25 protein-coding genes are annotated in these 26,126 nt (G+C 43.6%); 6 read left to right on the forward strand and 19 right to left on the reverse strand.

Annotated elements, in window-relative coordinates; translation table 11 throughout:
* Window positions 1-3 precede the first annotated feature (3 nt).
* The 5 genes from NSQ66_RS15965 to NSQ66_RS15985 form a co-directional block, all read right to left on the reverse strand.
* Complete coding sequence (locus NSQ66_RS15965; protein WP_076141280.1) at window positions 4-639, reverse strand: ABC-2 transporter permease; 636 nt, start codon at window positions 637-639, stop codon at window positions 4-6.
* Window positions 632-1,501 (reverse strand): ABC transporter ATP-binding protein, encoded by an 870-nt coding sequence (locus tag NSQ66_RS15970; RefSeq protein WP_076141281.1) that lies wholly within the window; start codon window positions 1,499-1,501, stop codon window positions 632-634. The genes NSQ66_RS15965 and NSQ66_RS15970 overlap by 8 nt, the downstream gene beginning before the upstream one ends.
* Window positions 1,498-1,878, reverse strand: a complete 381-nt coding sequence (locus NSQ66_RS15975; protein WP_076141282.1) for a GntR family transcriptional regulator — start codon at window positions 1,876-1,878, stop codon at window positions 1,498-1,500. The genes NSQ66_RS15970 and NSQ66_RS15975 overlap by 4 nt, the downstream gene beginning before the upstream one ends.
* A gap of 156 nt (window positions 1,879-2,034) precedes the next feature.
* On the reverse strand, window positions 2,035-2,712 hold the full coding sequence (locus NSQ66_RS15980; protein WP_076141283.1) for a succinylglutamate desuccinylase/aspartoacylase family protein: 678 nt from the start codon (window positions 2,710-2,712) through the stop codon (window positions 2,035-2,037).
* 181 nt (window positions 2,713-2,893) lie between these two features.
* Window positions 2,894-4,192, reverse strand: coding sequence for an alpha-glucosidase/alpha-galactosidase (locus tag NSQ66_RS15985; protein WP_036676934.1), 1,299 nt, complete (start codon window positions 4,190-4,192; stop codon window positions 2,894-2,896).
* Between the two features lie 257 nt (window positions 4,193-4,449).
* Here NSQ66_RS15985 and NSQ66_RS15990 point away from each other — a divergent pair, with 257 nt between their 5' ends.
* Window positions 4,450-5,313 (forward strand): AraC family transcriptional regulator, encoded by an 864-nt coding sequence (locus NSQ66_RS15990; protein ID WP_076099101.1) that lies wholly within the window; start codon window positions 4,450-4,452, stop codon window positions 5,311-5,313.
* A 10-nt stretch (window positions 5,314-5,323) separates the two neighbouring features.
* Here NSQ66_RS15990 and NSQ66_RS15995 read toward each other — a convergent pair whose 3' ends face one another.
* Together NSQ66_RS15995 and NSQ66_RS16000 are read right to left on the reverse strand one after the other, a co-directional pair.
* On the reverse strand, window positions 5,324-5,854 hold the full coding sequence (locus tag NSQ66_RS15995; protein ID WP_235219390.1) for a GrpB family protein: 531 nt from the start codon (window positions 5,852-5,854) through the stop codon (window positions 5,324-5,326).
* 39 nt (window positions 5,855-5,893) lie between these two features.
* On the reverse strand, window positions 5,894-7,114 hold the full coding sequence (locus tag NSQ66_RS16000) for an MFS transporter (RefSeq protein ID WP_076099100.1): 1,221 nt from the start codon (window positions 7,112-7,114) through the stop codon (window positions 5,894-5,896).
* A gap of 281 nt (window positions 7,115-7,395) precedes the next feature.
* On the opposite strand from NSQ66_RS16000, the gene NSQ66_RS16005 reads away from it, so the two are divergent.
* Entirely contained in the window at window positions 7,396-8,082 is a 687-nt protein-coding gene (locus NSQ66_RS16005) for a GNAT family N-acetyltransferase (protein WP_170914196.1), read from the forward strand.
* Window positions 8,083-8,106: 24 nt separating this feature from the next.
* Entirely contained in the window at window positions 8,107-8,415 is a 309-nt protein-coding gene (locus NSQ66_RS16010) for a DUF4190 domain-containing protein (protein ID WP_036676925.1), read from the forward strand.
* Between the two features lie 75 nt (window positions 8,416-8,490).
* Here NSQ66_RS16010 and NSQ66_RS16015 read toward each other — a convergent pair whose 3' ends face one another.
* The 8 genes from NSQ66_RS16015 to NSQ66_RS16050 form a co-directional block, all read right to left on the reverse strand.
* A complete protein-coding gene (locus NSQ66_RS16015) occupies window positions 8,491-9,681 on the reverse strand; it encodes a Ger(x)C family spore germination protein (protein ID WP_036676923.1) in 1,191 nt (396 codons plus the stop codon).
* Entirely contained in the window at window positions 9,674-10,777 is a 1,104-nt protein-coding gene (locus NSQ66_RS16020; RefSeq protein ID WP_036676920.1) for a GerAB/ArcD/ProY family transporter, read from the reverse strand. The genes NSQ66_RS16015 and NSQ66_RS16020 overlap by 8 nt, the downstream gene beginning before the upstream one ends.
* Window positions 10,778-10,814: 37 nt before the next feature.
* Complete coding sequence (locus NSQ66_RS16025; RefSeq protein WP_036677387.1) at window positions 10,815-12,485, reverse strand: spore germination protein; 1,671 nt, start codon at window positions 12,483-12,485, stop codon at window positions 10,815-10,817.
* Between the two features lie 181 nt (window positions 12,486-12,666).
* Window positions 12,667-14,856: a DEAD/DEAH box helicase gene (locus NSQ66_RS16030; protein WP_036676919.1), complete on the reverse strand. Its 2,190-nt coding sequence runs from the start codon at window positions 14,854-14,856 to the stop codon at window positions 12,667-12,669.
* On the reverse strand, window positions 14,853-16,172 hold the full coding sequence (locus NSQ66_RS16035) for an ATP-binding protein (RefSeq protein WP_036676916.1): 1,320 nt from the start codon (window positions 16,170-16,172) through the stop codon (window positions 14,853-14,855). Before NSQ66_RS16035 ends, NSQ66_RS16030 begins: the two co-directional genes overlap by 4 nt.
* Before the next feature lie 15 nt (window positions 16,173-16,187).
* Window positions 16,188-17,747 (reverse strand): TerB N-terminal domain-containing protein, encoded by a 1,560-nt coding sequence (locus NSQ66_RS16040; protein ID WP_339279312.1) that lies wholly within the window; start codon window positions 17,745-17,747, stop codon window positions 16,188-16,190.
* A gap of 187 nt (window positions 17,748-17,934) precedes the next feature.
* A complete protein-coding gene (locus NSQ66_RS16045) occupies window positions 17,935-19,146 on the reverse strand; it encodes an MFS transporter (RefSeq protein ID WP_094900681.1) in 1,212 nt (403 codons plus the stop codon).
* 82 nt (window positions 19,147-19,228) lie between these two features.
* The gene (locus NSQ66_RS16050) at window positions 19,229-19,996 is read right to left on the reverse strand and encodes a DUF1836 domain-containing protein (protein ID WP_036676915.1); all 768 of its coding nucleotides are present in this window, start codon (window positions 19,994-19,996) and stop codon (window positions 19,229-19,231) included.
* Between the two features lie 114 nt (window positions 19,997-20,110).
* Between NSQ66_RS16050 and NSQ66_RS16055 the strand changes: the two genes are divergently transcribed.
* The gene (locus NSQ66_RS16055; protein ID WP_036676912.1) at window positions 20,111-21,421 is read left to right on the forward strand and encodes a hemolysin family protein; all 1,311 of its coding nucleotides are present in this window, start codon (window positions 20,111-20,113) and stop codon (window positions 21,419-21,421) included.
* Between the two features lie 50 nt (window positions 21,422-21,471).
* Here NSQ66_RS16055 and NSQ66_RS16060 read toward each other — a convergent pair whose 3' ends face one another.
* The 3 genes from NSQ66_RS16060 to NSQ66_RS16070 are packed head-to-tail and all read right to left on the reverse strand — an operon-like array spanning window position 21,472 to window position 22,837.
* On the reverse strand, window positions 21,472-22,005 hold the full coding sequence (locus NSQ66_RS16060; RefSeq protein WP_036676909.1) for a GNAT family N-acetyltransferase: 534 nt from the start codon (window positions 22,003-22,005) through the stop codon (window positions 21,472-21,474).
* 24 nt (window positions 22,006-22,029) lie between these two features.
* Window positions 22,030-22,458, reverse strand: coding sequence for a GNAT family N-acetyltransferase (locus NSQ66_RS16065; RefSeq protein WP_036676907.1), 429 nt, complete (start codon window positions 22,456-22,458; stop codon window positions 22,030-22,032).
* Between the two features lie 25 nt (window positions 22,459-22,483).
* Window positions 22,484-22,837, reverse strand: coding sequence for a VOC family protein (locus NSQ66_RS16070; RefSeq protein ID WP_036677380.1), 354 nt, complete (start codon window positions 22,835-22,837; stop codon window positions 22,484-22,486).
* A 191-nt stretch (window positions 22,838-23,028) separates the two neighbouring features.
* On the opposite strand from NSQ66_RS16070, the gene NSQ66_RS16075 reads away from it, so the two are divergent.
* Window positions 23,029-24,345, forward strand: a complete 1,317-nt coding sequence (locus NSQ66_RS16075) for a TrkH family potassium uptake protein (protein ID WP_036677378.1) — start codon at window positions 23,029-23,031, stop codon at window positions 24,343-24,345.
* Between the two features lie 57 nt (window positions 24,346-24,402).
* Here NSQ66_RS16075 and NSQ66_RS16080 read toward each other — a convergent pair whose 3' ends face one another.
* The gene (locus NSQ66_RS16080) at window positions 24,403-24,678 is read right to left on the reverse strand and encodes a hypothetical protein (protein ID WP_036676904.1); all 276 of its coding nucleotides are present in this window, start codon (window positions 24,676-24,678) and stop codon (window positions 24,403-24,405) included.
* 178 nt (window positions 24,679-24,856) lie between these two features.
* Between NSQ66_RS16080 and NSQ66_RS16085 the strand changes: the two genes are divergently transcribed.
* Window positions 24,857-26,089: an aminopeptidase gene (locus NSQ66_RS16085; protein WP_036676902.1), complete on the forward strand. Its 1,233-nt coding sequence runs from the start codon at window positions 24,857-24,859 to the stop codon at window positions 26,087-26,089.
* Window positions 26,090-26,126: the final 37 nt, after the last annotated feature.

Here is a 26,126-nt window from a genome sequence, read left to right on the forward strand (position 1 = left end):
AGCTTATAACTCTTCCTTGCTAAACAATCGTAGTGAAATCCTATAAGAGCAGTACAATATGAATAGATAAACAATCCCTGTCAAACCAATCGGCACCAGATGATCCTGCAGCTTTAAATGGGTAATTGTTAAGAAAAAGGATGAATTTGAGAGTGAAGATCCAGTGTTTAGGGTGGTAATCGTTATTACTACATTAAAAAGGATATTGAAGTAATAGTTTTTGGAACCAAGCCAATAATGAATCGGCAGATAAATAGACGCAGTCAAAGGAATCATCAGTAATGTTAAAGATACCCCTATCCAATAAAACGGGCTAATGGAATATCCAAATGAAAAGGAAATTAGTAACAAAGCTAAAGTGCAAACCAAACCGATGAAACAATAAGGAACAAGTGATAAGTATTTAGCCAAGATAATCTCTTGCCGTCTTACTGGCAACCCTATAACAAACTTTGTGTTGTTATTCTGTGCATCCATAGAACAGGAGTATACGAGCAACAGTAAAGATTGAAATGTAGCAAACATGCTGGAGTTATCCAGTTGAACATATGCGATAAACAAGATACTCAAGAGAAATATAGGGATAAAATTCCGCAGGAGAATAAAGTCTTTTCGAATCAGCAAAAAGAGATTAAACATACAAAGTGTTTCCCTTTACCGTAAAATACATGATTTCTTCCAGAGTAGGTGTTTCGCATATGGCATGACCCCTAAAGAAGTGTTCCCCCTCAGAGCGATTGTTCAGAAGACCCTCGAAACCAACTTCCGTCTCTCTAAGCCCGATGAACCATTTTCGTACATCCCGATCAAGCAACTCTTTATTGCCTTTTACCAGCATGTATTTGTTGGCTAGAGATTCTTTCATTTCATTAAATACTAGGCGCCCTTCATTCACAAAAACAATATAGTCTGCGATCCGGTCCAAATCAGTCGTATTATGCGTTGAAAAAAGAATAGACTTCTTCTCATCCTGGATATGCTCACTAAGCAAATCAAGCAACTCTCTTCGGAATATAGGATCAAGTCCTGCAGTAGGTTCATCCATAATGAGCAGATCTGCACCATGTGATAAGGCAATAGCGAGCGAATACTTCATTTTCATTCCTTTGGAGAGCTCCTTAATCTTTTTCCGCGGGGAAAGCTTGAACATCTCTATGTATTTCCTATACGTTTCTTGATCCCAACGACTATAAAAAGGAGCAATAATCTTACTCATCTGATCGATGGTTAATTGATCGTAAAAGTAATTCTCATCGGAGACATAGCCAATCCGATCCTTATTCTCTGCTTCATGGATAGACATCTCTTGATCAAAAATCTTGACGCTGCCGTGATCAGGAAACACCATCCCCATCATCATTTTAATTAATGTTGTTTTCCCTGCCCCATTCGGTCCAATTAGCCCCGTGATATACCCTTCTTTGATTCCGAACGTAAGTTCGCATAGGCTAAAATGGCCATATTTTTTAGAAATTTGGTCCAATTGAATGACTTCTTTCATTCTGTCTCCTCCTCATAAAGCAATTTCAACATCTCACTAAACTCAGCAAAATCAATCCCCAGCATTTTACTCTCGTCGATAATCCCCTTCATTTTGTTCTCCATAATCCGTAGCCGTTGTTCCCGAATAAACTCCTGATCTGCACCAGAAACAAAGGAACCTTTCCCCACAATTGAATTGATAAGCCCTTCTCTCTCCAGTTCTTCATAGGCTCGTTTCGTTGTAATTACGCTAATCTGCAGCTCTTTGGCTAATAGCCGGATAGAAGGTAATGGGGTGCCAGACACTAACTCTCCTTGCAGAATCATCTGGCGGATCTGGCTGACAATCTGTGCATAGATGGGTTCACCGGAAGTGTTGGATATCAATATGTTCATGGAATTGTGCCCTCACTCCTAGTTTATGTGTTATCATTGTATATATGTAATATATACACTATACTCAATGTTGTCAATTACCTTTCTTGTATCGGCAAAAAAGCTGATTCCTAGGATCTAAGAACCAGCTTACATAGTTATCAGATATTTTCTTCATCACAATAATCCAGCACTTTTTAAAAAACGGCTAACAATATCTATCTGATAGCGAATCCGTAGGTCACGATCAAGGCTCCAGCAGGTTTCCACAGTAAATGCTTTAGCTCCTAATATACGGGTAACGGCTGCCCTTGAGGAGCCGGGGCGCTCCCGTAAACGGATATTAAAATGATAAGCGGTTTTGGGAATCGTTCGATTAATGCCTTTGATGACACGTTTTGCTGTACCTATTCCTCGGCTTCCCGGAGTGACGATGATCGACTGGCCAAGTCGCTTCGGATTTTTTTGTGACAACCCATTTGCTTCATGAAGGTCCAGAAACCAGGTGGGACGATATCTTAGTACTAGCTGTAGCAAAGCTGAAGCTAATGGATGTTTTGCCGCTGTTTTGCTGAAACGTGAAAAGGTGCGATTTAAATCAGGTACACCTCTGATCCGTTTGCGGTAAGCTTTTTGATTCAATAGAGGAACTACAATGATCGTGCCCCGGTGTATATACAACCTTCTCTGGTTAAAACGTTCTACAATGATCTGTGCGGCACGAATACTTCCTGTCTCATTCCCATGTATCCCCGACACCACCATAAAGACAGGACCAGGAAGCTCACCTCTAATCACATAATAAGGGGTAGCAAAAGCTGTGGACGATGCTAAGGTATAGCTTTCAACGATCATAAAGGATCACCTCCACATTTAGATAATCCATATATGTGTATTCCGATATACCCCAGTTGTCCTAGACATATAAGCAAGAAGAAACGACGTTGTCTTTTTTTAAAGATAACAATCGTTTCTCGTAGAAATATATTCAAAAAAAGCCTGATTTCTCAGGCTTCCTTAGTCCTAACTAGTTAATTTATTTATACGCCGGGAGCCAGTCTCCATGGGCTGTGATCAGCTCGTCGCACATATTTGTAATGTCATCCATCGACAATTCAGCTGCTGTATGTGGATCGAGCATTGCGGCGTGATAGATATGCTCTTTCTTATGGGTAATCGCTGCTTCGATCGTTAACAATTGTGTATTAATGTTTGTACGATTCAGTGCGGCGCACTGTGGAGGCAGATCTCCCACGTAGGTCGGAGTTACTCCGCTTCTATCTACTAAACAAGGGACCTCTACACATGCTTCATTTGGCAAATTGGTGATAAGACCTGTGTTCATAACATTGCCACCTATTTTGAAAGGCACATTAGTTTCGATGGCTTCCATGATATAAGACGCATATTCATGCGAACGTTCATGTTTAAGTTCTTTGTTATTAACCAATTCTTCCCGCATTTGTTGCCAACGTTCAATTTGATCTACACAGCGGCGTGGATACTCGTCGAGTGGAATTTGAAACCGTTCGATAAGCTCAGGGTAATTACGTTTGATAAAATAAGGATGATACTCTGCGTTATGTTCCGAAGATTCCGTAATGTAGTAACCGAATTTAAGCATCATTTCATAACGGACCATGTCTCCGTGATGTTCTTTTTGCTTCTCAGCTGCACGGCGTTTAATTTCCGGATACAAATCCTCGCCGTCTTTAGTAACCTCCAATAACCAAGCCATATGGTTAATCCCAGCGATCTTAGCCTGAACACCTGTCTGATCCATACCCAGATGCTCGAACAAGCCCGGAATACAATGCTGCACACTATGACATAATCCCACCGTCTTTACACCGCCATAGGTATTCATCACATTGGTCAGAACTGCCATAGGATTCGTATAGTTCATAAAGAGTGCGTCCGGACAAACCTCCCGTACATCCGCAGCAAAGTCCAGCATCACTGGAATAGTACGCAGGTTACGGAATATCCCACCTATGCCAACTGTGTCCGCAATCGTTTGCCGCAAGCCATATTTCTTCGGAATTTCAAAATCTGTGATGGTGCAAGGATCGTAACCTCCCACTTGGATTGCATTAATGACATATTTAGCTCCACGCAAAGCTTCTTTACGATCCGTATAGGATTTCACAACACAAGTGCTGCCGCTGCTCTCTTTTATATTATTAAGCATATTCTCGGAATCTTTAAGGCGTTGCAGATCAATATCATACAGGGCAAGTTCAAACCCTTGCAGGGCTGGCGTTCTCATACAATCTCCCAACACGTTTTTGGCGAATACGGTGCTACCCGCTCCGATAAATGTAATTTTAGACATATGAAATATTCCTCCTTATAGGTGAGGTGAACGGTGTTAACATCGCAGTTTTATGGAGTAGAGTAAACTATAATTCCCTTATAAACACTAGGATGTTAGATCATAACCGTCTGCTCTCTTCACTAATCACTATAAATGAGAGCGGTCCCAATGAGTATGGAGAAATACAAGAGAAATATGGACGTTTGTTGCATTTGTATATTCAATCCTATACTCTAAATGTATTATAAAAGCAATCTTGGGGAGGTCCTAAGTGAATGGCTTCAGAGCATTATCATTTTACAGCAGGGTTTAATCTGGCTCCCGATGATCATGACCTATCTGTATTATTCAGCGGAGAAGGCAAGCCTGTTCCTGGCCATAAAATGGGCCCCTCTGTTCATGATTACTATCTCATTCATACAGTAATTGATGGTAAAGGTGTTTTTCAAAGTGGCAGTAATTCACAGGGATGTAGTAAGGGGGATACCTTTGTAATTTTTCCGGGTGCGTTATTTAGCTATCAGGCAGACATGGATCGTCCGTGGACATATGTATGGGTGGCCTTACAAGGGGAAGCGGTTGAACAGCTACTACACGAAGTGGGAATTACAAGGGACAAGCCAATAATCCACTTAGATAACCTAATAGAGATACATAAAATATATGAACATATTCGTTTATCCTTTCAGCAATCTGCTTATCCTCGACTGGAGAGCTTAGAAGCTTCGGGTTGGCTGCGGCTGCTAGTGCACAAATTCGGTGTTGCGAACATAAGTTCGCTTTCCTCTCAATCGATAGAATTACCGGATGTTATCGACCGCCAGATCGATCAAGCGATCCGTTGGATTTCTCTGCAGTTTCATCAACAGATCAGTATCGACCATATGGCATCGTCTCTAGGCTATCATAGAGCGCATCTCTCTAAAGTCTTTAAACAAAAGATCGGCATGTCTCCCAAACAATATTTATTAAAGGTTCGTATGGATAACGCAAAAAAACTGCTAGGAGGAACGCTGACCATCGACCAGATCTCTTCCTCGGTCGGTTTCAATGACGCGTTATACTTCTCCAAGCAGTTTCGTAAGTGGAGCGGCATGTCTCCAAGTGAATTTCGAAATCATCTTCGAACGGGCAAATGATTGATCTTTCTTACGTTTCTTTCATGGCTTTAGATAAAATAGAGGTAACAAACGTTGTCTTTCCTTCACAATAAGCATCAATGTCATAACGATGTTGTTCTGCCAGGCGCTGTTTGACCTCTGCATACGCTTGACGCGCCGCTGTATTCGATCGCAGATAGTCTCTGAAAGCGATATGCTCCAAGTAGCCTTTTCCATCCTTAGGGCAAACATACAGATGATATTTCATAAACCCGTCATCCTGAAGTCTTTGAAAAGCTTCTCTGCCCTCTATTCCCAAGTTCCCTTGGTGTTCATAACCACGCTGTTGTAAACGTTCGATGATTTGTGGGAGTACATCGTAGCTTTCCATCACAAGATCTAGGTCGATGATAGGTTTAGCAGCCAGCCCTTCAATGGAAGTACTGCCCACATGCTCGATAGAAATAATAAGATCTCCGACATAAGATAAGAGCTGTTCTTTTAATCTATTGAATTCTGCCTTCCACTCTGGGTTATACGGGACAACCTCTATAACTTTCGTCTTCTCAGCGATGATCAAACACCTCCCGGGTATAATAAAAGGTAATATAATACGTTTCTAGCTAATCTCCGGTATATCCTCTTTCTCGATCACTCTATAGACTATCCATATACATAGAGCGGCTACAACAAGCGTTCCCCCCATTAAGCAGACGCCACTCCAGCCCCAATGCTGCCATGCAAAACTTCCCAGCGTGGATCCAATCGCTCCACCTGTAAAAGTGCTGACCATAAAAACAGTATTTATACGACTTCGAGCCGCTGGTTCAAGTGCATATATCCGTGTTTGGTTACTGACCTGTGATCCCTGTACCCCAAGATCCAGAATAATAACTCCTGCAATCAAACTCCAGATTGTAAATCCGGCTAAACCAAAAAATCCGTAAGCAATCAATGTAATTAACAGTAGGATTCCTACAATCTTTTTGGGAGCAATTCTGTCTGCTAACCTCCCGATAAATGGAGCACCAGCAGCACCTGCTACACCAATAAGACCAAACAATCCTGTGATTGAGCTACTGTAGTGATAAGGTTCTCCTTCCAGAAAGAAAGCTAGAGAAGTCCAGAACACACTGAAGCCGCCAAACATGCAAGCCCCAATTAAAGATGACTCACGAAGCGTCGAATATCTGAGAATCAGTTGCCCCATTGATTTCAGCAGATCGGAGTACGAAGAATTATTGTCTGGTTTCGTTGCCGGGATTAGCCGATAAAGAATAAGGGATAGCAATAACATGACTACTGCGGCAATCCAGTACATCGCCCTCCAGCCGAACATATCCCCTATAATTCCGGATATTGTTCTTGCTAGCAGAATACCAAAAAACAATCCACTCATTACTGTACCTATAACCTTCCCCCGTTCCTCCGGTAAAGCTAACTCAGCCGAGAGAGGAATGATGACCTGCGGCACCACCGTAGTTATGCCGATAGCAAAGCTCGCGATATACATCCAAGTGAGGTTTTGTGCGGTAGCGAAACCAATTAGGGACAGTGATACAGCAATAAGAAGTCCGGATATCAGTGTTCTGCGTTCACGAATGTCACCTAGTGGAACAAAAAATAACATTCCCAGCGCGTAGCCGATTTGAGTAAGCATCGATACATATCCCACTGAGTTAGAGGAAGCATTAAAGGTGCGTCCTATCTCAGCTAGGAGCGGCTGATTATAATACATATTTGCCACGCTTAGTCCTGATGCAATGGCTAGAATTAGGATGAATTGCTTAGATAGACCTTCTCCTACACGAACAGCAGCGCCTGTGATAGATTGTGTCATGAAATTATGTGCCTCCGTTCACGTATGCTGCTTCAAACAGCGAGCTTTATTTTCCCTAATATATTATATCAGTCACTGTCAACCTTCTTTTTTCAATAGATTAATGATTAGTAAAAGCAAAAATATAAATATCTGCATAAGTACAATTTATAGTAAAATATATAAATCTGAGCTAGGAGTGGATGGGTGTGCACCAGAACGAACAAATCATAAACAAACTACAAAAGAACCCCTTAAAGAATGTTAGCTTGTTAAAAATGTTAACCTCCTTCCACGAAGTCATGAAAACACATCTAGTAGAGCAAGGTGAGCAGTGGGGTGTTGTTTTACTTCTTCCAGCCACAGCATACGCATATGATCATAGGGTATATCCTCAAGCGGATTACATCGTATTTTTGGATTACAGCTGCCCCGATATATTTCCAGCATTACTAACGCTGCTCCCCACAGAGGCGAAGCTTGTTTTTAAACTGCAGGATGTGAAGTACCAAGAGGCACTGTCTGCGCATTTTTCTTTAGAAAAAGTTCGGGGGTTTTTCTCTTACAGCACAACTGAGGGGTTAAGGTATGTTAAGGACAAAGAGGTAACAATCAATCATTCATTTGACGACAGACTACTTCCACTTTGGGCTGCTAACCATTACAATAAGGAAGAAATTGAGGAATATTTCCAAAAAGGAGCGTTTTCCGTTTCAATCTTTCAGGGCGACAATCCGGTTAGTACCTGCCTAGCGTTCCGCAATGAAGAGCAGATTTGGGAAATCGGCGCTGTACATACTTTAGAAGCATTTCAAAGATACGGATACGCGAAAATGGTAGTTCGCACAGCCATACAAGAAACGTTAGAACGAGGCTTTATTCCACGCTATCACGTCCTTGAAAGAAATCAAGCGTCCATTCGTCTAGCTGAATCTATTGGACTTGTCCCTTGTGTGCAGCTAGAGCACTGGATTAACTACATTCAATAACAATTTCTATTGGAGGTGATTTTAATGAGCTATCCACCAAACGACAATTTGAACTATTATCAGCCTCCACCCCCTCCGGCACCAACGAATGGCAAATCAATCGCTGGTTTTGTCTTGGGAATCCTCTCCATTGTTGTGCCTTATATTGGTTTTCTGTTAGGAATTATTGCGATTATTCTATCCGCCTTATCGCTGAAGGAAATCCGTAATCGTTATGAACAAGGCAAAGGCCTAGCGATTGCAGGCCTGGTATGTGGAATTGTGGGCACGCTGATGTACGCAATTATTATATTATTCGTCGTTGTGTTTGTTTTTGCAGCTTCTACTTACTAACCACGAAAAGGATCTCAATAGCCATCATCGGCTGCTGAGATCCTTTTCGAGTTAACACGCTATCAAGTGAACCCTTCATTCAGTCGTGGAACCAAAATCGGTGATTTTAAGCTTTACATCAAAGGTTAATGGCATCCGAATAAATTCCTCGTCCCAATGATCCTTGACCTTTTTCCAAACCTGCGGTTTTTCTATGCTGAACCAATTTCCGAACCCTGCCACATCTACTTTATAGGTGGAATGCATTTTGTGAATAAGAGCATTAATTTTTTCGGTCAATCTCTCCTCGAATATCTTCTCCAATTCTTTGAAATAGGCAACTTCCGCGGAATGCTCATTATCATCCCAATGCTCAATAAGACGTCCATCAGACTCAATCGCAACATGAAAGGAAAACTTCTCATCAGCAGTCTCCTTCAGTGTAATCTTGCTCTTGACTGATTTAATCTCATAAGTAATTGCTTCGTTTGACTGATCATATGTTTTGATGCTCCCGCCTTTAACATCGCCTTTGATCCAGGCAATACTCTCCACATCCTGTTGGTTCAGATTGCCGATCCAATATCCTGTGTCTCCCTTGATAATACCGGCACCGGAAAACTCCACCTCACCATTTGCCTCAATAACGTTCTGCAAAACAAAGCTTTGCTTCGAATACATCAATGCATCTAGATTCGACAATGTTATGCCCTTCATAACTTTACTAGTCCTGAAGTGGTTATGGACCATGTCCTCCAGACGAAAAGAAGGAACCTCCTCTGCTGTCGTGTTTAGCGTATCAGACGCACGTCCTTGGCTAAGAAAGATGAGGCAGCTAGGGCGAATATCGTTATCACGCAACAGAAAGTCCATTAGCCGTCGGATTTTCTCCTCTTGTATCAATTTCTCGGATATGACAACAACCTTGAGGTGATGGCCTATAATCGGACGGTTCTTGCGGATCGAAATCTGGCGGAATACTTCAAGCAGGGAATCTCCAGACTCTGAAATATTATGGAAATGAGTTTTGGGTGTTTCACCTTCTTTGCCGGAGTTTCCAATTACATTTTCAGGCACAATTTGTACCGTAGCCGTCAATTTATTATGCTTAAGGTAACTTCCTCCGAGTTCCTCAAATTTCTTTTCGACTGTTTGAGGTTCCCCCTTGTCAAGCGCCAATCCCGTATAAACACTCAAGTCTTCAATTTCCTTACTGCTCCAGCAGCCGGACTGCGTAAGCAGAATCATAAATACCAATAGTAAGCGAATAACCTGCTGTCTAAACATTCTGCTTGAGTCCTTTCTTCCTAATGATTAATACAATCGACAATAACAGTGGCAGCAATATAAAGATCAGCACACCCATATAGCCAATCGCATCACCAAGACTGAAGACATCATTGATGCGTTGAGGGATCATCGTGCAGATGAAGATGATGGGCATTAAAGCGAACATAACCGGATGGATCTTTAGGTGAAACACCTGGGAGATTCCGAGTGACGCATTAAAGAAAAAGCTGCAAAAATTGCAGAACATCTGCATCAGCCAGATAACCAGCAACGGAAATTCAAATCGTTCAAAAAAGAACCCTGAAATTTCAAAGCTCCGCACCAAATCTATCGTCGGCCAGGTGCTGGAGATTACAGAATTAATAGATAAGCCGCCGATAACCATTACAACAGTAACCAAATATAATACAAATGGTATGCTTAAACCAACCAACATTCCCTTGACTGCTTGCTGTGGATGCTCCATAAAGGCCGTCATTGTCATCACAACCTCACAACCGGTAAAGATCAGGATGCTCGACTTCATGCCTCGGATCACCGGGATCATACCTTCACTCAGAAAAGGACGCAAATGCTGGATATCAAATATTCTGGTACTTAAGATATAACAAATTATCAGGATAAAAATACTGATCGGAAATACAATCTGAAACACGCGGGCCATGGAATTAATCCCACCATACACCAAATAAGTGCCCACCCAGATGAACGGCATCACAATCGCCCAGATCGGTGTCCCTTCCAGAAGAAAAAACAATGTTACTTCCGCCAAAACGCGGATTTCGAAACCCGCTATCACAATAAAGTACAGAATCAATATTGTACTCATTACACTGCCTGGAATATTCCCAACAATTCTTTTAGAATACTGAAAGACAGTCTTCCCTGGAAATTGCTGGCTAAGCTTCACCATAACCAATATCACCAAAGATACGGTGATACCTCCCAGCACTACTGAAATCCAGGCATCGGGAGTCTGTACAGCCTTAACAACATTTCTGGGCAAAGTCAAAATTCCCGCACCTAGCATTGAATTGGTCAAGATTATGGAAGCCTGCGAGGTTGTGATCTTGTCATCAGTTCGTTTGAACACTGTGGTCTCCCCTCTGCTCCTGCTAAGAATACATTCTCTAGGACCTGCGCTTTTTCTTCTGGGTCTTCAGCATCTCCGGTCTTCGCTTCATGATTGATAACGGTGCACGGACGAACAAATCCTTCCAGTCACTTAACCGGAAAGGGGAAATAGGAGTGACGTAAGGAACTCCAAAGCTTGAAAGCCGAGTCAGATGACTGCAAATAAGCAGGAAGAAAAGGATGGTTCCGAACATGCCCAGGACCGCCGCAAATAACATGCCTGCGAATCGTAAGATCCGGAGAGTAATCCCCGCACTGTACATCGGTATGGAAAACGAAGAGATCGCTGTCACGGCTACAACAATTACCAGAAACGGACTCACAATACCAGCCTGTACCGCGGCATCTCCAATGATCAGACCTCCGACAATCCCCATTGCCGGACCTATGGGCTTCGGCAGCCGGATTCCAGCTTCACGCAAGATTTCAATGGAAATTTCCAGAATCAACACTTCAATTAATGCAGGAAAGGGTACACCTTGGCGTGTTTCGATAATGGAGATCGCCAGTTGTGTAGGAATCAGTCCCGGATGAAAGGAGATAAAGGAAATATACAGCGCCGGAGCCAACAGAGCCAGAAATGATGCGCAAAACCGGAGTATCCGCAAAAGTGTACCCGGAATCCAGCGCTCATAATAATCCTCAGGAGACTGCAAAAGCATACTGAACGTCACTGGAACAACGAGTGCAAACGGTGTGCCATCCAGCAAAATAGCGACTCTTCCCTCTAACAAGGAAGCAATTACCCGATCGGGTCTTTCCGTATTCTGTGTCTGCTGAAACGGGCTTAAATAATCATCCTCGATCAACTGTTCCACATAGCCGGATTCCAGAATAAAGTCCATATCAATTTTGGAGATACGTTCCTTCACTTCCTGGAGCAGATCAGGATTTACAATGTTTTTCATATAAGCGATAACCAGGTTCTTCTTGATTTCGCTGCCTACTTCAACCATTTTCATTTCCAGATTCTTATTAAGCCCTTGGCGCCGCAGCATAGAGGTATTCTCACTGAGCACCTCGGTAAAGCCAATCCGAGGCCCCCGCAGCAAAGCCTCTGAGGTCGGCTCAGTAATCGAGCGCACTGCTCCATGCGGAGAACCCACCAGCAACATCTCACACATGCCTTCGACAATCAGCGCAGTGTATCCGAATAGGACAAACTCCTGCAGCTGGTCTAAATCCTTGGCTTCACTGAGCTGAGCTAGCGGGAGCATATTCTGTTTCAAGTAGTTGTATATTCCTTCTGAAGCTTGCGTTTCGCCGGCAAACATCAAATTCTGCAGCACCTGCTGATTGATCAGTTCTTCGTGCTGCATCCCCTCTACATAGACTAATGCGGCACGTGCCTGAATACCTTTAACTGAGAATTCACGAAAATGTACATCACTGTTCTCCCCCAATGCCGTTTTTATCGCTGTCAGATCGGCATCATAGTCCTGAGTAAAAGCAGTAGACACAGGAGGCTGCGGATTTACTTCCCGATTGTCATTCTTCTTCAGTTCCGCATCCTGTGATTTGGCCTCTGTTTCCTTAGAGCGTCCGCTTCCAACATAAAAATACAAATGCCTGTAAAGATAAAAAATCCCTACGGGAAAGAGCAGCGTAATCGCCGCCTGCATAAAAATTGTCCAGTCCGGAATATAAGAGACTATTTTAGGCCACATCGCAATCATCCTCTATAGGAATCTGTTAGTACTATTCTCCTTCCACCCTATTCTTATGCAACATTTGAAACTTAAGGAAAGTTCATATATCACCATGGATCCGGACATAACAAAACGCCCGCTTATGCGGGCGTCTGCAATTTAGAGTATTTTCGATGTTTACTGCCCAAGGTTAATTAGGTTACTGCCACTGCTTTAAAACTTCAATCAAACCCGGGACATCTAATCCATCCAAGGAAAAAGCTTTGCGCAGCAGCTCATGCGGGATGAACTCATCGTATTTTCCGAGGTAGGGTGCTTCATCTGGTGATAACAATGATAATGGATCTGTGGCAGCCATACTTTCGGCAATGATCTCTGCTTCCAGCGTTTCTGCATCAGTTTTACCCGCAACAACCATATAATAAGGTTCCATCGGAACGATAGAACGCAGTCCCAGAGGGCTCTTCAGATTGTTCTTCAGAAGGCGCTCCAGCGTGCGGAATTGTCGACTGCCCGCCCAGGGCAGAATGAACATAGAATCTCCACCCGCCGGCATAACGGATCGCACAAGCATTCCGCTTTCCTTCGCTAAACGACGAGCTCGTTCGAGCCGCGCAGCGGCACTCGGAGCTAAATACGGATACAATGAAGTGGCTCCTAAGATTTCACGGATCTTGTTCATGATGCGTGTATGTACATCCCCACCCGCACCAAGCCACAACGTATCTACTTTGCCGCGTGAGGTTTTCACATAAACGGCTTTATGGCGATTATCCACCTCTTCTACCTTCCAAAGCTTACCTGCCAGAGTAAAACAGTAGCCTGGTGGTGGAACCGTTGTGATCGATCCGATTTCCTCAGTTCCGTTATAGACCACATGCTCTTCATCATCTTTGAAGACCGCGTAGAAGCGGAAGTTATTCACGATCTTCTCTCCCGCCATCCCGATGATCAAGCTGCCTTCGTCCATCTTCTCAATTTGTCCCATGCCTAACATATAGGTCATGAAAATATCATAATCAGTAGGATCTATGGTTTTAAACGAAGGCAAACTCAGAACCGCTTCTTTTAAATCATCCGGTTCGGCCTCACCCATACTTTTCAAAATGCTCATCGTCTGATGGTATAGCAGTCCAACTGGCAGCTGACGCACGACCAGGGGTTCAACCCATTTCTCGCGCACATATAGCTCAATAACCGCTATCGCTCGAAGCAGTGTCCACGGCATCCGCGCCGGAAGCTGAGCTTCCTCGTCCTCTTCCTCGGGCGTGACAAAGATCATCTCGGATGCAGCGTCTCCACGCCTGCCCGAGCGGCCTAACCGCTGCACAAAGCTAGCACAGCTATAGGGAGCGCCGACCTGTAGCACTCGCTCCAGCTCGCCCAGATCAATGCCCAGCTCCAGCGTCAACGTCGCTGCGGCAACAGCCGGTCCGGTGCCTTGCCGCAGCGCGGCTTCCGTCTCTTCACGCAGCATCGCGGAGATGCTGCCATGGTGAACGTGAAACACATCCCGTTCACCACGCTTCGCGGCCGTTCTCCGCATCTCTAGGGTCGCCGTCTCCGCATCTGAGCGGCTGTTGGTGAAGATCAACGCCTTCTTCAGATGCGTATGATCATAAATAAAATCGTAATAAGACTGCTTCGCACGTTCTAAATGCTCCGCCTGCACCTCATCCCGTGCATCCGGGAAAGAGAAATGCTCCACACTTAACCTGAGCTTACGCCCGCCTTGTGGAGCGGACACTTCAACGCTCTCCCGTGTGCCTGCCGCTAGCCACTCCGTGACAGAAGCGTAGTCGCTCAGCGTAGCAGATAGACCGATTCTGCGAGGATGGCATCCCGCCATTCGTGAAATTCTCGCCAGCTGGCTTAACACCTGGATCCCCCGGTCAGCTCCCATAAAGGCATGCACCTCGTCAATGACAATAAAACGTAGATCATGGAACAACGCTGGAATAGCATTCGGGCGGTTCATCAACAATCCTTCAAGCGATTCAGGGGTGATTTGCAGCACGCCTGAAGGATTCTGCACCAGTTTTGTTTTATCAGCTTGTGGTACATCTCCATGCCAGTGCCACACCGGAATGTTGCCTTCGCGAAGCAAATCATTCAAACGTGTAAATTGATCGTTGATCAAAGCTTTCAAAGGGGCGATATACAAAATGCCAACCGAACCGGAAGGACGTTCATACAGCTCAGTAAGCGCAGGGAAAAAAGCTGCCTCTGTCTTACCTGAAGCGGTACCTGAGGCAATCAGCAGATGATGCGGGGTATCAAAAAGCACACGGCAGGCATCCACCTGTGCCTCACGCAAAGTCTCCCAGCGGTTCTTATAAATAAACTCTTTAATGAAGGGTGCCAGCCTATAGAACGGATTATCACTCATAATTCAAACTCCGCTAAGAACCCATCCAGTTCATTTTGCTCGGTCTCAGCTGGCTTAGCTGTTTTTTCGCCCACTAGCTGTTCAAAAGTAATCTCCGGATGCTGGTGGAGCGTATGCAGCAGATCCATGAAATCACGAACTACCTCCCGTGGAGTCAAGAGTTCCTCAGCCCCTAATCTTCCAACCGCTTCCTCCATAAAATGAACCAATTGTTCCTGTGATAAACGCGCTTCATAACCATAATGTAGGGCGTGAATCCCTTTAAGCTTTTGCAGCAGTACCAGAATTTCCTCGTGTGATAACATGTCCAGTGCAATGATAGGTCCAGTATAATTGTTCAGACCCGCCGCCCCGTACCGGCCTGCAACCAATCTCGATCGCAGTGCCTCATAACTAAATAATCCGCGCCGTCCATCTTCCACAAATTGCGGTGTTCCCCCTATAAAAATCCCAAGGTTCTCTGCCTTCCCCTGCATCGTATCATTGAACATGGTAAGCAGCTTTTCATAGTTGCTCTGGCGGGAAATACTGTTCGTAATTTTATAGAGATTGACACCTTCATCAATAAACAGCAGCAGACCTTTATAGCCAATAGCCGCGGTAAATTCCGCCCAAAGCTTCATATAGTCATACCAATTATCATCATCAATAATCACGCCAACTCCAAGCGCTTTGCGGGCTTCTGTCCGAGTTGCAAATTCTCCACGCAACCAGCGAAGCGAATCCTGTTTCTGGTCATCATCAGCCAGCTTGTGTGCATTCCAATAAGAGGCGAGTACTTTGGCAAAATCAAAACCATGTACCAAACCACGCATTTCAGAGGCTACAGCGTAAATTCGCTTCTCTACTTCTTCACCAAGCTGAGGGTGATCAGGTCCATATTCCTTCTCCTGCATCACGGACTGCTGTAGCGTAATAATCCATTTTTGCAGGATGATCTCCAACGCTCCACCATCTGGACGTGTGCGGGTCGATAAATGGCTCATTAGCTCCCGGTAAGTCGCTAGGCCTTGTCCTTTGGTTCCCACTAATCTGCGCTCAGGGGAGAGGTCAGCATCTGCTACTACAAAATCACGATCCATAGCGTAATTACGGATCATCTGAAGCAGAAAGCTTTTGCCGCTGCCGAATTTGCCTGTAATCAGCTTAAAAGCTGCCCCACCCTCTGCAATGTTCTCCATATCTCTTAATATGGCTTCAATCTCCGGCCGGCGGCCAACGGCTATATGCTCTAGTCCGATACGCGGAACAACACCAGCCGTCAACGAATTGACTAGCGCAGTTGTCATTCGTTTAGGTATTTTTAATTCACTCATCCAAAGTTCACCTCATTAAATATTGCGCAGCATAGAGATATATTCCTCAACAATGTCTTCCCCCTCAATGATCAGATCACCGAGAATATTCATTGCGATTTCATTAATCTCATCAATTAAAAGCTCTGACATCGTGCCATTGGCAGCAGCCAGCTTCAGCATAGATTGACTTCCATCCTCATCCAAAAGAGCAAACAGTGCTTCCCGTTGTAGTGGACTTAAAGCATTGGCAAACTGTTCTGCCTCCGACCCTATGTTAACCACTTGAGCTTCTTCCATCACATCTACAGGCAACAATTCTTCCTTGCTGTCTTTTATTGGACCGATTTCATCGATAGTTACATCGATCTCGCTATCCTCGTAATCTTCCTGCTCGTCCATATTCTCAACCGTAAGCATCGTCCGTACAATTTCAGAATCACTTTGCAGGCGTTCTAGCTTCTCCGGATCTATGACGACTGCCGGCCCCTTGTCTTCCTGCGTCTCTTTAAGGTACTCACGCTTTAGAAAACGAGTGATCAAATCGTCCATATCGGCATCCACATTAACACCTTTAAGTCGTCCGCGGTAGCCCATCAGTTCCCGTAGTTTATTCTCAGTCAGACGAAATAGCCTGGTAATCAGACTGCGAAGTGGTGGAGATTTACTAATACGTACAACCGGTATAAGAACAGAATAGCCATATAATGAAATGTCATATACGGCACTTCGGAATAAATAACGCTCCCGCATCACCGCTGGTCCAGGTGGAAACATTTCAACTAGATTGGAGCCGTGTTTTCGGGTGACATAAGCATTGATTAACGCCACGACCTGCGGAATGTATTGTTCAAGAGCTTCTTTGCCTTCTCCGATGTAGAACTTGGATTTACTAATATCATAGTCCGACATTGCCGTTAATACTGCAAAGGTTAGTTGCTCAGGCGCTGCGGTCAAGCCTCTCATTAATTCAAGTTCCGCCAGATCTCCTGCAAAACCACGTGAACGAGCCACAATGATAGAAAGCGGGACATCCAAGTGATGTACAAAAGAGAAGTCCGCGATCCAGCCGCCAAGATATTGATCCAAGCGTTTATAACTTTCCCGGTAAGCTTCCCACATCTGATTTAGCTGCCTATAGCCATCATAAGGATCAGTCCACCCCACGCCATTAATAAGCTCATATACATGCAGAAAAATATAAGAAAGATCTGTTTTCAGATATCTGCCTTGTCTAACTTCATTCCGCCAATAAAAATACCATCTGCTTTGCGTGCCTGTCATATGGCCATATGTAGGCCAGTAACTCTTAAAAGGAACAAATAGCGCTGAATCCTCAGTTTTATCAACCAATTCCTTCGCTCTTGTTACGAACTGCCCTTCGGTGGTAGTCACAGGCTCCGGCGTTTCCATCTCTGTATCCCAAAGCTGCAGCTGTAATGAAGGTTCAGGGGTGGAATTTGTTTTGCCATTATTCTTAGAAGATGACTTAGGCAGCGCAGGTTCAGGGGAATTTCGCGGCGGAATCGGTACATTTTGTTCCGTACTTTCCCAGACTAATTCTGTGAAATGCGGCTGCTTCCTATCATTACTCATGTGCGATCGCTCCGTCCTTATAAATAAGGATTAATGTAAAAAAACGGTCCTGTTCACAACTGTGAAGGAACCGTTTTGTTCTTACGTAATAGTAGTGGTCGTCCATACAGGACGACAACATCGTTTCTTCTTGATATTTTAGCACTGTTGATAGATTAACATCAAGTATGTAATGCAGAATCACACTTTAGAGAAGCTCGGTACCCTTTGTTTCTTTGCCAAGGAACAATACCGCTAATGCACCGATAATAATTGTTACAAAAAATAACATAAAGATCGAGCCAATCGCCATAGATTTACCTACTAGAACCCCTACCAGCAAAGGTGCGATAATGCCCCCAATCCGGCCAAAGGACGTTGCTAAACCAGCACCTGTGGAACGAATAGCCGTTGGGTACAGCTCTGGCGTATAAGCGTACATGCCACCCCAAGCGCCAAGATTGAAGAAGGATAAACAAATTCCGGCAGCCATCAGCATTCCTTCAGTAGTCGCATTTCCGAACCATGCAGCGCTAACCGCAGTGAACAGCATATAGATGACTAGGACAAATTTACGTCCGAACTTTTCAATAAAGTAAGCGGCAGTAAAATACCCAGGCAGCTGAGCGAGCGTCATAATAAGCACATACTCGAAGCTTTTGACCAAGCTGAAGCCTTTAAGTACCATAACTGTAGGCAGCCATAGAAACATGCCATAATACGAGAACACCACCGTAAACCATAAAATCCACAACATAATTGTAGAACGGCGATATTCTGGCGACCATACGGTAGCGATTCGTTTCTTTAAGGAAACGGGTGCCTTTTTAATCTCAGCAAATTTCGGTGAATCATCAATCGCCCGTCTTAGATATAAAGCGTAGAGTGCAGGTACAGCCCCAATTCCGAAAGCTATACGCCAGCCATAATCAGGGATAATGAAGAACGCGATTAATGCAGATGCAATCCAACCGACTGCCCAAAAGCTCTCCAAAAGCACAACCGCACGGCCTCTCTCCTGAGCAGGCATGCTCTCTGAGACCAAGGTAGAAGCGACAGGCAGCTCTCCGCCAAGGCCAAACCCAGCAATAAAACGAAGCACACAGAGGATCGCAAAGCCTGTTGCAAATGCAGATAATCCGCTTGCCGCCGAGAAAATAAGGAGTGTCCACAGCAATACCGGTTTACGACCAAAGCGGTCTGCTAATATTCCTGCCGCTGCAGCACCTACTGCCATACCGACGGAATTAATACTAGTCAATATACCGATCTGCTCCGGTCCCAGATTCCAATCCTTAGCTAAAGCTGCTACAACAAAAGAAATCATTCCGACGTCCATCGCATCGAACATCCAGCTCAAGCCAGCGCTGAAGAGTAATTTCCTTTGTTTCGGATTCCGCAGCAGTGTCATTTGATTCACTTCGAAGCCCCCTTATTTCAACCTGCTAACTAATAAAACTTACTTTTGATTGTTTCACTTATACATTTTAAAATTGAAGTGCTCAAAAATCAAGAAATAAAGCAGCATTAAAGTATTGCCTAGCCAGCGATTGAAAATAACAGGTCTGCACAGAAATTGTGGCGATAAGCAGCATATTACGAACGGATTCTCTCTGCGCTCTCGACAAATGTGTCAGCCGGTTAATTACACGATCTATAGAGCTTTTTAACGAGGTATCTTCTTTCCAAGAGAACTCCTTGTGCAACACTTGATCTACTTTACATTGCGTCTGAATCGATGGATTGCTTTTGATCTCCTCAAAAAGCCCTGCATATGCGTAATACAGCTTGGCCGGTTCAATTAGATCATCATCATCGCGATCCGGCTTTAGGAACATTAGCTGGAACAATTGGCGAATACTTTCAAAGTTAAGGGCTGATTTGAGATCATCAATAATAAACAAAAGCGCCGCCTGATTAACCGAATATTTCTTTCCTTCTTTAGGCGAACCGAGATATTCCTTGAAGTCGCGCTTGACCCAATTTTGCATAGCTGTGACGGTCAATGTGGAATACTCTATAAGATGGCCCAATGAAGCAATTTCACCAAGTGAAAAGCCTTTTACATGGCCGCCTTTAATGATCTTTTGTAATATGGGTGGAACATTGGTTGATAAAAAAGCGGGTAACGAAGTCCCCTTTTGTAATTCTTCACGGTGAAACTTTGCCCATGCCTCTTGGAGGATATTCAGCGGTTTCCGGTCTGACAATCCGGTCAATGAGAGCAGTAGACTGGACATCTCCACACGAGTCAATGCAAATGATTCCATATCTGTTTCCCTCCACCATTTGATATTTTACTGAAAAGTTCGTAGAATAGTTCATAAGAACTCATAATAATGAGTATAACCTATTTTAGGAACGAAAGGGATGGTAAAGATTATATGGGTATAGGACTTAGTTTGACGTTGGTGGTTATTTTGATTATTTTAACCGCTTTTTTTGTAGCAACAGAATTTGCATTGGTGAGACTTAGAGGTAGCCAGATCAGTCAAATGGTGCTTGACGGAAAGAAGAATGCCTTAGCAGTACAGAAGGTATCCGCTAATCTCGATGGCTATTTATCCGCTTGTCAGCTCGGGATTACTATCACTGCGCTGGGTATTGGTGCACTGGCAGAGCCTGCATTCGAACAGTTATTGCTTCCTATTTTCGACTGGGCCAATATCAGTTCTAGTGTGAGTCACCCTCTTGCGTTTTTACTCGCATTCATCATTGCAACATTCTTACACGTCGTTGTCGGAGAACTTGCTCCGAAGACGGCAGCTATAAACATTCCGGAAAAAATCGGTCAAATTACTTCACCGCTGATTATTTGGTTCTACAGAATTTTGTACCCTCTCATTTGGTTCATGAACGGTTCCGCTAATATGCTTGTTCGTCTTTTCGGGATGAAACCAGCTAGTGAGCATGGAGACGCGCATAGTGAAGATGAGATTCGTTTGATCTTGTCCGAGAGTTACGAAAGCGGGAAAATCAATAAAGCCGAATATGGCTATGTTAACCGAATCTTTACTTTTGATGAGATGCTCGCCAAAGAAATCATGGTTCCGCGAACCGATATGGTATGTCTTTTTACCAATCATTCGTTGAAAGAAAATTTCGAAATTATCCGCAAGGAGCAATATACTCGTTTCCCTGTGGCACAAGGCAGCAAGGATAATATTATCGGGATGATCAATACAAAACAGCTCTATTTGCAGTATGATAACAATCCTGATTTTGATTTCCACAGCTTAATTCAACCCGTACTGACAGTATCTGAGGTGACACCGGTCAAGAATCTTCTAACTCGTATGCAGTTGGAGCGTGTGCATATTGCCTTGCTGCTTGATGAATATGGTGGAACATCCGGTCTCATCACGATTGAAGATATTTTGGAAGAAATCGTTGGTGAAATCCGTGACGAGTTTGACGGTGATGAACGCAGAGAAGTCGAAAAAATAAGCGATACTAACTATCTGTTCGATGGTAAGGTATCTCTGTTAGAGGTCAAGGATCTTACAGGGCTTGATTTCGAAGATGAAGAAGTGACCACAGTTGGAGGTTGGGTATACAGTCATATTACCGATCCAGCCATTGGCAAAAGTATTGTTCGTGACCATGTAACATTGACCATCCGCGAGATGAACAGATACCGTGTCCGCAAGGTTGAAGTTGTTATCGAACAATCAAGCAACACTGAATCATCATAAATTACGAAATCATAACCTTTATTCATAAAAAAAAGGATAGGGTCATCAGATTAAATCTGATCCTCTATCCTTTTTTCTTTTGGGAGAATTTTGCTCATATAATATTCGTCCACCCACTCACCATCGATAATAAGAGATTTCCGCTTCGTCCCTTCGATTTCAAACCCGTTCTTGATATATAGCGCCAAAGCAGCTTGATTATGGGTCATGACGGATAACTCAAGACGAACAATCCCATTGTTCATAGCCCAGATGTCCATCTCACGGAACAGGCCAGCTCCAATCCCTTTCCCCTGATATTGTTTCTGAATCCCGATCACTATGTACGCGCTATGTCTATTGCGTCTAACACTTCCACCTCTAACAGACAAGTAACCTGCCAAATGATTGTCAACCTCTGCCCCTATAAGAATTGAAGTTTTCCCTGCCAGAAAGCTTTCGAGCATTTCTTTGACCTGACAAAGACTAGCTTGTCTTTCATCCGGTTCCAATAACATAAATTTGGACTCCTGGTCTAACTGATGCTGAAGTCGAAGCAATTCACCTGCATCCTCCGGCACCAGCTCTCTAAGTGTGACCATCATATCATCACTTCCAATCGTAAATAACTATAAATACTTCTTGAACAACTTGCTGGAGCTGCCATCATAACCTAGATGCTCGTAAAAACGATGCGCTTCTTCTCTCTTTGCAGCACTTGATAACATAATCTTAAGGGCTCCCTTGGAGATTGCTACATTCTCGGCATGTCTCATTAGCATTGCGCCATACCCTTTTCCTCGTACTTTTTCAGCCACAATAACTCTTTCTATAACAGCAAAGGGCCTATCGTCACACAAAGCATCCATACAAAAATGAAGATGTAACGACCCGACAATTATTCCTTGTTCTTCATACACATAAAGAAAACTATCCGGATGATCTGCTATCTGCTTCAGTCGCTCAGGGGATACATAGATAGCTGGATGCTCAGGCAGCAAAATCCGGTATAGTTCTTCAATATTGATAGCGTCTTTGGGCACAGCTTCTCTTATCATTCGTCTACTCCCTTCTATATAACGCTTAACAACGACAGACCATAATCACATTTCCATCGGGATCTTTAAAATTAAACCAATGATCATGTTCGATATCCGTCAAAATCTCTCCTCCGTTGGCCTTTACATAATCATAAGCAGCATCAATGTCCTCGGTGTTTAGATGAAACGAAGGGATGTTTAGAACAGATTCAGCGGTGTAAATCTTACTGTCCAAAACGATGCCCGGTCCCTGCATAGGGACTACATATAAATGGCCGAATAATACCTCTCCATCTAGTGGCAGTCCAAGCAATTGGCAATACCATTGTTTAGATTTCTCAATATCCTTTACCGGAATAAAAACAGCACCAATCTGATTCAGAATCGGACTTATCATCATTAAGAAAGCCTCCTCTTTAAAGTTGACGGATAGGGTGTTATTCTAGAATAATTCGATAAAATATGTCAATTACCTCCCTCCATTTAGGGAAGGGCTGGTAAGTTGTGTTATAATTCTGTGAGCATTACTCCAATATCACGTACGTCAGGAGAATTACATTGGCTAACCTGAACTTCGGTGGTTTTAAAATGACCCCGCCCAAAGTTTTATCACTAGGATTCTTAATCCTTATCACTGCCGGGACTTTTCTGCTTAGTCTCCCGGTCTCCTCAACATCCGGACAAATATCCTTTATCGATGCCTTGTTTATGGCGACTTCAGCCACATGTGTTACAGGTCTTGCAGTCATTGATACGGGAACTCAGCTAACTACCTTCGGACAAGTTGTTCTGCTTATTTTATTTCAAATTGGAGGCCTGGGCTTTGTAACGATGGCTACTTTGATTACCTTGGTCCTTAATAAACGGATATCCTTGAAAGAGCGAATCCTTTTGCAAGAATCTATGAACCAAAATTCGATGCAGGGGATTGTACTCTTAATCCGTAGGGTCCTGATCTATTCTCTTGTTATTCAGCTGTCGGGTGCCGTGTTGTTTGCTGGAAGGTTTATGATGGATATGCCCTTTGGGAAAGCAGCATATTATGGGATTTTTCACAGTATATCTATCTTTAATAATGCAGGCTTTGATCTCTTCGGTGATATTCATGGGCCTTTTAGCGGACTTACTCGTTTTGTAAATGATCCCATTGTTAACTTCACCTCAATGAGCCTTATATTTCTTGGAGGGATTGGTTTTATCGTTCTGTCTGATCTTATGGACTTTCCTAAACGCAGAAGACTCACTCTTCATTCAAAGGTTGTTCTTTGGACTTCTCTTATATTGATTATTATTGGTGCGGGGCTGTTTTTCTTACTGGAGTATAATTCTACGCTGAAGCCCTTGAGTGCAAGCGGAAAGTTTTGGGCGACCTTTTTACAAGCGGTAACTCCGCGATCTGGTGGTGTCACCACCATTGAAGTTCCACTTTTACGGCAATCCACACAATTTCTGATGATTCTATTGATGTTTATCGGAGCTGCACCTGGGTCGACGGGTGGAGGAATTAAGATCACTACATTCGCCGTACTGGTTACTGCGGTAGCTGCACGATTACGGGGGAAAGAAGATATTGTAATGTTTCGCCACCGGATCGCTAAAGAAAATGTATATAGAGCCCTTACCATCACATTAATGTCTCTTATGCTGCTTGTCATCGCTACGATGTTATTATCCTTGACCGAGAGCGCTGAATTTCTAACTGTACTTTTTGAAGCTGTATCTGCTTTTGGAACCTCAGGCTTATCTATGGGCCTTACTCCGGAACTGACTACGGCAGGAAAGGTTCTAGTGATTATCCTGATGTTTATGGGCCGGACCGGACCACTTACACTTGCTTATGCTTTGAAACCAAAAGGTAGTAAAGAACTGTATCGTTACCCAGAAGGTAAGATAACGATTGGATAGTCATGATATGGCCAGCGGCTACCAGATAATGCCGCTGGCGTCATATCAATAAAAGTATTATTCTTCCACGATTTCTTGTTGATCAAGTGCAGCATCCAGCAACTGATTGTACACATCATCGTTATTCTCCAGCAATGCATCCGTTTCTAAGAACTGTTCCTCGCTCCCAGGCTCACCCGCAAAGCTTAAACTGTAATCCCATTCCGTTCCTCTTGTACTGAAGAAAGTAATTTCATATGGAGCCTTATGATTTTCGAGAGTGAATACAGTCCTCCCTACATAACTTTTATCTTCTTTACGGCTCATTTCAGCATTTACGATCTCTAAATTCATCCACTTATCTTCCTTCCTATCATCAAATCAGCTACCCTTTCAGTATATCATTGAAATGATTGTAATTCCTTCTCTTTGCTCTGTAAATTCCACGTAATTGACTTTTTTCATCCGGCGGTTAATAATTTAGTACAATGCTTGTAAAGTAATAAACTATTAGTAAATGGAGGAAATTACAATGACTGATTTTCAGGCTAAGCTTAGTAAATATGCAGATTTAGCTGTACAAATAGGTGTTAATGTTCAACCCGGGCAAATTCTAGTGGTGAATGCACCGATTCTTGCCGCTGATTTCGTACGTCTAATTACCGCTAAGGCATATGCCATCGGAGCAAGTTTAGTTAAGGTGAACTGGAGTGATGCGAGCATTACACGCCAACAGTTTGAACACGCTGCGCCTGAGGTATTTACTCAGCCTCCTACTTGGTACGCAGGTGAAATGACTGAATTCGCCGAAAAAGGTGCGGCTATCCTTAACGTGATCGCTGAAGATCCTGATGCACTTAAAGGCATTGATCCAGTACGTATCTCCAATTTCCAAAAAGTACGTGGAGCTGCCCTCACCAAATATCGTGAAATGCAAATGTCCGACAAAGTTAGCTGGAGTATTGTAGCTGTTCCTTGTCAAGCTTGGGCGGATAAAGTGTTCCCTGAGGTTCCAGCCGAAGAACGTGTAGATAAACTCTGGGAAGCCATTTTCCACACCGTGCGTCTTGACCGTGAAGATCCAGTAGCTGCATGGCAGGAGCATCTCGACACCTTAGAACAAAAAGCAAATGTACTCAATGCAAAAAAATATAAAAAGCTGCATTACATAGCACCTGGCACTGACCTTAGCATCGAGCTTCCTGAAGGCCATATCTGGGCACAAGGAGACAGCATTAATGCAAAAGGTCATTCTTTTGTAGCCAATATGCCTACCGAAGAAGTCTTCACTGCACCACTAAAGACTGGTGTTAATGGCACTGTAAGAAGCACAAAGCCACTTAGTCATGGCGGCAACATCATCGATGGCTTCTCTATTAGCTTTGAGAACGGCCGTATTATAAGTGTTACTGCTGAGCAAGGTCAAGAAGCGCTAGAGCACCTCATTAGTATGGATGAAGGAGCGAAATACTTAGGGGAAGTTGCCTTGGTTCCTCATAAATCCCCTATTTCTGAATCCAACATTCTTTATTACAACACATTGTTTGACGAAAATGCTTCTAATCACCTTGCTATAGGTATGGCTTATGCCTTCTGTTTAGAAGGCGGTAAAGACATGAATCCAGAGCAGTTAATTGAGCATGGCCTCAACAATAGTGTAACCCATGTAGATTTCATGATCGGGTCAGCTGAGATGAACATTTACGGGATAACTGCTGATGGAACTGAAGAACCTGTCTTCCTGAATGGAAACTGGGCGTTCTAATTTAAGCACACAAGAGATACAGGATATTGGGAGGAAT

This window comes from Paenibacillus sp. FSL H3-0329, assembly GCF_037963285.1.
Taxonomy (GTDB): domain Bacteria; phylum Bacillota; class Bacilli; order Paenibacillales; family Paenibacillaceae; genus Paenibacillus_AQ; species Paenibacillus_AQ odorifer.

Excerpts from the sequence above, each read along its gene's own strand:
- NSQ66_RS15965 (WP_076141280.1), bottom strand. The coding sequence starts at position 639 with ATGTTTAATCTCTTTTTGCTGATTCGAAAAGACTTTATTCTCCTGCGG.
- NSQ66_RS15970 (WP_076141281.1), bottom strand. The coding sequence starts at position 1,501 with ATGAAAGAAGTCATTCAATTGGACCAAATTTCTAAAAAATATGGCCAT.
- NSQ66_RS15975 (WP_076141282.1), bottom strand. The coding sequence starts at position 1,878 with ATGAACATATTGATATCCAACACTTCCGGTGAACCCATCTATGCACAG.
- NSQ66_RS15980 (WP_076141283.1), bottom strand. The coding sequence starts at position 2,712 with ATGATCGTTGAAAGCTATACCTTAGCATCGTCCACAGCTTTTGCTACC.
- NSQ66_RS15985 (WP_036676934.1), bottom strand. The coding sequence starts at position 4,192 with ATGTCTAAAATTACATTTATCGGAGCGGGTAGCACCGTATTCGCCAAA.
- NSQ66_RS15990 (WP_076099101.1), top strand. The coding sequence starts at position 4,450 with ATGGCTTCAGAGCATTATCATTTTACAGCAGGGTTTAATCTGGCTCCC.
- NSQ66_RS16000 (WP_076099100.1), bottom strand. The coding sequence starts at position 7,114 with ATGACACAATCTATCACAGGCGCTGCTGTTCGTGTAGGAGAAGGTCTA.
- NSQ66_RS16005 (WP_170914196.1), top strand. The coding sequence starts at position 7,396 with ATGAAAACACATCTAGTAGAGCAAGGTGAGCAGTGGGGTGTTGTTTTA.
- NSQ66_RS16010 (WP_036676925.1), top strand. The coding sequence starts at position 8,107 with ATGAGCTATCCACCAAACGACAATTTGAACTATTATCAGCCTCCACCC.
- NSQ66_RS16015 (WP_036676923.1), bottom strand. The coding sequence starts at position 9,681 with ATGTTTAGACAGCAGGTTATTCGCTTACTATTGGTATTTATGATTCTG.
- NSQ66_RS16025 (WP_036677387.1), bottom strand. The coding sequence starts at position 12,485 with ATGTGGCCTAAAATAGTCTCTTATATTCCGGACTGGACAATTTTTATG.
- NSQ66_RS16030 (WP_036676919.1), bottom strand. The coding sequence starts at position 14,856 with ATGAGTGATAATCCGTTCTATAGGCTGGCACCCTTCATTAAAGAGTTT.
- NSQ66_RS16035 (WP_036676916.1), bottom strand. The coding sequence starts at position 16,172 with ATGAGTGAATTAAAAATACCTAAACGAATGACAACTGCGCTAGTCAAT.
- NSQ66_RS16040 (WP_339279312.1), bottom strand. The coding sequence starts at position 17,747 with ATGAGTAATGATAGGAAGCAGCCGCATTTCACAGAATTAGTCTGGGAA.
- NSQ66_RS16050 (WP_036676915.1), bottom strand. The coding sequence starts at position 19,996 with ATGGAATCATTTGCATTGACTCGTGTGGAGATGTCCAGTCTACTGCTC.
- NSQ66_RS16055 (WP_036676912.1), top strand. The coding sequence starts at position 20,111 with ATGGGTATAGGACTTAGTTTGACGTTGGTGGTTATTTTGATTATTTTA.
- NSQ66_RS16060 (WP_036676909.1), bottom strand. The coding sequence starts at position 22,005 with ATGATGGTCACACTTAGAGAGCTGGTGCCGGAGGATGCAGGTGAATTG.
- NSQ66_RS16065 (WP_036676907.1), bottom strand. The coding sequence starts at position 22,458 with ATGATAAGAGAAGCTGTGCCCAAAGACGCTATCAATATTGAAGAACTA.
- NSQ66_RS16070 (WP_036677380.1), bottom strand. The coding sequence starts at position 22,837 with ATGATAAGTCCGATTCTGAATCAGATTGGTGCTGTTTTTATTCCGGTA.
- NSQ66_RS16075 (WP_036677378.1), top strand. The coding sequence starts at position 23,029 with ATGACCCCGCCCAAAGTTTTATCACTAGGATTCTTAATCCTTATCACT.
- NSQ66_RS16080 (WP_036676904.1), bottom strand. The coding sequence starts at position 24,678 with ATGAATTTAGAGATCGTAAATGCTGAAATGAGCCGTAAAGAAGATAAA.
- NSQ66_RS16085 (WP_036676902.1), top strand. The coding sequence starts at position 24,857 with ATGACTGATTTTCAGGCTAAGCTTAGTAAATATGCAGATTTAGCTGTA.